General features: G+C 64.6%; 6 protein-coding genes and 1 pseudogene. 4 read left to right on the forward strand and 3 right to left on the reverse strand.

From position 1 onward, the window contains the following. On the forward strand, window positions 1-368 hold a 368-nt coding region (locus Van01_RS32535; protein ID WP_373306318.1), incomplete at its 5' end, for a hypothetical protein. Window positions 369-380: 12 nt separating this feature from the next. Next, window positions 381-1,097 carry a creatininase family protein gene (locus Van01_RS32540; protein ID WP_204015777.1) on the forward strand — a complete coding sequence of 239 codons (717 nt, stop codon included), beginning with the start codon at window positions 381-383 and terminating at the stop codon, window positions 1,095-1,097. 147 nt (window positions 1,098-1,244) lie between these two features. Here Van01_RS32540 and Van01_RS32545 read toward each other — a convergent pair whose 3' ends face one another. Continuing rightward, window positions 1,245-1,766, reverse strand: a complete 522-nt coding sequence (locus Van01_RS32545) for a hypothetical protein (protein ID WP_204015779.1) — start codon at window positions 1,764-1,766, stop codon at window positions 1,245-1,247. 362 nt (window positions 1,767-2,128) lie between these two features. Here Van01_RS32545 and Van01_RS32550 point away from each other — a divergent pair, with 362 nt between their 5' ends. Then, a complete protein-coding gene (locus Van01_RS32550; protein ID WP_204015781.1) occupies window positions 2,129-2,947 on the forward strand; it encodes a hypothetical protein in 819 nt (272 codons plus the stop codon). Window positions 2,948-3,095: 148 nt separating this feature from the next. Next, window positions 3,096-4,472, forward strand: coding sequence for a helix-turn-helix domain-containing protein (locus Van01_RS32555; RefSeq protein ID WP_204015783.1), 1,377 nt, complete (start codon window positions 3,096-3,098; stop codon window positions 4,470-4,472). Between the two features lie 49 nt (window positions 4,473-4,521). Here Van01_RS32555 and Van01_RS33390 read toward each other — a convergent pair whose 3' ends face one another. Continuing rightward, the gene (locus Van01_RS33390; protein ID WP_308442441.1) at window positions 4,522-5,106 is read right to left on the reverse strand and encodes a transposase; all 585 of its coding nucleotides are present in this window, start codon (window positions 5,104-5,106) and stop codon (window positions 4,522-4,524) included. Window positions 5,107-5,209: 103 nt separating this feature from the next. Further along, window positions 5,210-5,350: pseudogene (locus Van01_RS33695) on the reverse strand (helix-turn-helix domain-containing protein); the annotation flags it as partial. Window positions 5,351-5,465: the final 115 nt, after the last annotated feature.

Here is a 5,465-nt window from a genome sequence, read left to right on the forward strand (position 1 = left end):
GTGAGGACGATTACGCCCGGCACTGCGACCTGCGTTACGTTACCGCGGTTGATGCCCGCTGCCGGCGCTTGCTCGGCGACCTAGCCTCCGCCACCGCAATCTTCGAGGAACTTCTCAGCGTCCCAGACGCCATCGCGCCAATCGATGCCGGGCTCTGGCACGCCTACCTCTCCGAGTGCTACCTGCACGACGACCCCGAACGCGCTGCCGACTGCGGCATGACGGCGCTGCGGCTCGCGGACGAGACGGCCTCCTACCGTGCCATCCGCGCTACCCAGCCACTCGCGATAGTGTTACGCCAGCACGCTGCCCTGCCCACAGCCCGGGCCTTCGTCGACAGGCACCGCATCGCGGTGACAAGCCAGTGACAAGATGACCGCATGAACCTCCTGCCGCTGACCACCAGCACCGACGTCGCCGCAAGCGCACCTGACGTCGCCGTGCTACCCGTCGGCAGCTTCGAGCAGCACGGTTCTTTCCTGCCCCTGACCACCGACACGATCGTCGCCACCGCAATAGCGACAGCCATCGCACGGCGGCACAACGTCCTAGTCCTGCCGCCAATCACGCTGTCCTGCTCGCACGAACACGCCGCCTGGGCCGGCACCGTCAGCATTAGCCACCAAACCCTCTCGGCCATCGTCGAGGACACCCGGGCCTCGCTCAGTGCGAGCGGAATCACCCGGCTGGCCATCGTCAACGGCCATGGAGGCAACTACGTACTGTCCAACATCGTGCAGACGGCCAATGCCACAACGTCGGGGTCGATGACGCTGTTCCCCACCCGCAGCGACTGGGCCAAGGCCCGGCAAGACGCACGCCTGGACAGCGACGCCCACCACGACATGCACGCTGGTGAGTTGGAAGTGTCCATCCTGCTGTACGCACAGCCCCGAGCAGTCGGCGAGGAATCCGATGCTGGCGACCATGCCGCGGACGACCGGCCAATGCTGCTCGTTCACGGGATGAGCGCGTACACAAAGACCGGAGTCATCGGCCGGCCGTCGGCTGGCACCGCAGCCAAAGGGGAAGCTCTGCTGGCAAGCCTTGCGCAGTCGTTCGACGACCATCTCGCCGCCCTGGTGAGCCGTGGATGACGGAATTGAACGTGACGACTAGCCTGCAGAGGAGGCGAAGTGCCGCGCCACCCCGACACCGTCATCACGCCTAACGCCGTGCTCGCACAGGCCCGCCAGCGCCTGACGTCACCGCAACGGCCGGGCCAACCCTTGTCCCGAACCGAACTAGCCGATGCCATCAACGCCTCCCTCGACCGGCTTTTCCCCGGGCAAAGTCTCACCGCCCACTACGTCGACCATCGCTGGGTGGGCAAACTGGAACGCGGGGAACATCGCTGGCCCAGCCCCGAGCGTCGCGCAGCCCTGCGGCATGTCTTCGGTGCAGCCGACGACACCGACCTCGATTTGTACATCCCACGACGCACGGCCGGGACCGCAGGCTGCCATGAACCGCGGCCTCCTCTGCCCCGTAAGAGGATCAACGACACCAAAGCTTCGGCCTTCCTCGGCAACGGTTCGGTAACCGTAGTCACTCCCTTGAAGCAAGAGGCCATCCGTGCCCGGCCAGTCGTAGCGCTTGAAGATGTGGTCGGCGCACAACGTCTCGGCGATCTCGCCAAGAGGCTCGCGCTCGACGCGCGATTCGAAACCGTTCCAATTGGCGGTGAGGTCGATCTCAATCGAGAGAACCTCGTCGTCATCTGCGGACCCAGGCTGTCTCGACGGACCGCCGCCGTCCTCGATCAAGACTCACGCATACGGTTCGAGTCGACGCCGAGCGGGATCTGGACCCTGCGTGACAACGAAACCGGTCTTGTGCACAGTTCCGGCCTGGATGAAATGCCCACTCGGCATTGGGACGTCGCTTACCTCGGCCGCCTTCCCCGCCTCGACGGTAAGGGAACACTCATAATATTCACCGGCATACATCCGCAAGGTTCTCTCGGCGTCGTCCATCTGATAACTACCACAATCCACGAGCTGCATCGGGAGACAGCGGACCGCTGCTTCTCGATGCTCGTCGGAACGCAATTCGCCCCAGACACAGGAGAGCCGGTGCGCGTAGACCGACTAACTCCCATTTACTGGCATGTGGGAGCGCCGGCGCCATGCGCGTAACGATCGCAACTGAACCCGCCCCGGGCCACGAGAACGAGGACTTCGCCGCAGCGACCGCAAACGGTGTCGTCTTGCTCGACGGCGCTGGACTGTCCGGCGTCGACGATGGCGGCTGCATCCACGGAGTTGCCTGGTATGTACGGCGGCTTGGCGCCGAGCTCATCGCAGGATTGGCGCACCAGCCCTCGTCGAGCCTCGCGCAGATCCTGGCCGACGCCATAGACCACGTCGCCGCGTCCCACAACACGACTTGCGACCTCAATCACCCAGGCACCCCATCATCGACCGTTGTCATGGTCGCCGCCGATGGGTTCCGCCTGCGATACCTCGTGCTGGCGGATTCGGTGCTCGTCATCAAAGAACTGGGTAACCAGCATGTAATCAGTGATGGGCGGGAAGCCGATACAGGACGTCGCCACCGCGGCGCCATGGATGCGGTTCCCGCTGACACGGCCGCCCACGATGACGCCCGTCGCGCATATGTCGAGACCCTTCGTGCGTACCGCAACCATCCAGGCGGATTCTGGGTCGCTGCCGCAGATCCGCAGGCAGCATCTGAAGCGCTCACCGGAGAGGTAGATAGAAGTCGAGCCGAATGGCTCTTACTCCTCAGTGACGGCGCGAGCCGTCCTGCAGACAGATTCGGACTGATGACCTGGGACGAGCTGGCCGAGTTGGTAAGTACCACCGGCTGTTCAGCATTGCTCCGCAAGGTTCGCGATGCCGAAAACAGCGACCCTCGTGGTCGCCGATGGCCAAGAGGAAAGATCCATGACGATGCCACGATCGTCTACTGCGACTTCCGCTAAGGCCCCCGGGCCGGTGGGCCGGCTACGGATGCGCGGGCCAAGCCCTGCCGGCGAGCCTTGCGCAGTCAATCGACGACCATCTCGCCGTCCTGCTGGAGCAGGAATGCCGGAACAGGGAACGGCACGACCAGCCTGAGAGGAGGCGAGATTGCCCCGCCATCCCGACACCGTCATCACGCCCAACACACTGCTCGTCCAGGCCCGCCAGCGCCTGGCATCGCCACAACGGCCCGGCCAGCATCTGTCCCGGGCCGAACTGGCCAACGCCATCAACGTCGCTCTCGATCGCCTCTACCCCGGACGAAGCCTCACCGCTCACTATGTTGACCAGCGCTGGGTCGGCAAACTCGAACGCGGCGAACACCGCTGGCCCAGCCACGAACGGCGCGCTGCCATCCGCCAGGTGCTCGGCGCAGCAGCAGACGCCGATCTCGGCCTCTACAGCCCTCGACGCACCGAGGGCGGCGCGATCCCCGCTCGTCAGCACATGACGGATGCATGGTTCGGCAAGCTGCCGGGTGACCTTGCTCAGCTTCCGGGACCGTGGACGTCCGGATCCGAATTGCAGGCACCGGCCAGGATCGAGTGGCCTCATGTCGAGGCGCTTCAACGCAGCATCGCCTTGTTCGAGGAGTGGGACCACCAGCACGGTGGTGGACTCGCCCGTGCAGCGATGGCCGGACAGCTCGAATGGGCCTGCCGGGTCGCCCGTCAGGCGTCGACAACGGAAACGGTACGCCGGACCTGGTTGTCAACGGCGGCTCGGCTTGCCGACCTTGCCGGATGGGCATGCTTCGATTCAGGCGACAAGCCCCCGACAACCCAGCGGTACCTCATGATGGCGATCCAGATGGCAAGCGAAGCCGAGGACGTGCAGCAACGGGCACACACGGCCACCACATTGGGCAGACATCTCACGTACGTCGGGCAGGTCTCGGATGCTCATAATGTGGTTGGCCTTGCCCGCTCGGATTGGGGTGAGATTCCTCCGCTGGGACGGGCGGCGGTTCGGATCGTAGAGGCTCGCGCCCATGCAAGAAGCCACGATGGACCAGCCTGCGTCCGCGCGGTCGCCTTATGCGATGAAGAGTTCGCGGCCAGCGGATCGGATGGGCCAGAGGATCCGGTTTGGGGCTACTACGCCGATGTTGGACAAATTCTCGGTGATGCTGGCCATGCCCTGTTCGACATCGCCATAACGACCGGTGGACACAAGGAGGTGGATAAACTTATCAATCGATTGCAGTCCGCATACTCCCACCATCCGGTGAAAGCTGCCAGATCGCGGGCCCTCACCATGATTCGGATCGCCTCCCTTCAGATACGCGACGGCGATTTCACCGGTGGATTGACCTCGATACAGGCGGGTTTGGCAGACGCGCGGGGCGTCCACTCCAGCCGGCTACGCGATGACCTTCGCGCCCTCGACTGCATCCTCGCGAATGCCGATCCGGAACCAGACTTTGCAGATGAGGTGGCGGCGGCGCGGGCGCACGTAGCGGAGGCGGTCGGCTCACAGATCTAGTGTGCGTAATTGAGATCGTTTACTTGTCGTTGTTGGTGCGTCGGATGGCCTACCGGGTGATGATGCTGAACCAGATCCCGACCATGTTCAACCACGACGAGCCGGTGGGGGTGAAATGGAAGACAATCCGGGGATGTCTGCCGAGCCAGTTGTTCACCTCGTCCGTGGTGTGGGCGGACAGGTTGTCGACCACGACGTGCGGTTTGCGGTCGCGGTAGGCTGCGGCGACGGTCTTCATGAATGCCAGGAACTCGATGCCGCGTCGTTTCGGGCAGCAACGAGCGGTCCCCTGGGCCGGTGCGGCGTCCAAGGCGGCGAACAGGTTCGTCGTGCCGTGCCGTGCCGGACGTAGTCGTGGGTGCGCTTCTCCGTACGGTCGAAGTCGATCGGCAGCAGAGGCTGGGTCCGGTCCAACGCCTGCACCTTCGTCTTCTCGTCGACACAGAGAACGACAGCCCCGTCGGGCGGGTTCAGGTACAGCCCGACGATGTCGACGACCTTGTCGGCGACCCCCGGATCCCGGGAGAGTTTGAAGGTGCCGGACCGGCGGTTGGAGCCCGTGCTGGCGCCACAGGTCGGCGATGAAGTTGTGCGACACCCGAATGTTCTCGTGCCGAGCTAGGAACGCGGCCATCTCCCGGCTCGACCAGCCGCGTCAGCCCGGTCGCCTCCGGCAATGTCATCCGGGTCAGCGCGAGGATCCGTGCCCGCACCGACCCGGAAACCTCAGCCGGCTTACCCGAACGGGGCCGATCGGCGAGACCGGGCACGCCGTGGTCGTGGTAGCGGCGTACCCAGGTGTTCACCGGCGGACGCGACACCCCGGCCAGGACCGCGACCTCCTCTGCGCTGCGGCCCTCGTCCCGCCACAACACCATCCGCGCCCGACTGGACAGTTCAGCCCGCAGCTGCTGCGTCAACCCCACGAACCCGGGTCGACCAGGATGAAGTAACACCAAGCCACGTGAAAGATCTCATTTACGCGATACTAGT

The sequence above is a fragment of the Micromonospora andamanensis genome (assembly GCF_016863495.1).
GTDB classification, from domain to species: domain Bacteria; phylum Actinomycetota; class Actinomycetes; order Mycobacteriales; family Micromonosporaceae; genus Micromonospora; species Micromonospora andamanensis.

Bases quoted from the DNA above. Each gene is read 5' to 3' on its own strand.
- Van01_RS32540 (WP_204015777.1), top strand. From the start codon at position 381: ATGAACCTCCTGCCGCTGACCACCAGCACCGACGTCGCCGCAAGCGCA.
- Van01_RS32550 (WP_204015781.1), top strand. From the start codon at position 2,129: ATGCGCGTAACGATCGCAACTGAACCCGCCCCGGGCCACGAGAACGAG.
- Van01_RS33390 (WP_308442441.1), bottom strand. From the start codon at position 5,106: ATGGCCGCGTTCCTAGCTCGGCACGAGAACATTCGGGTGTCGCACAAC.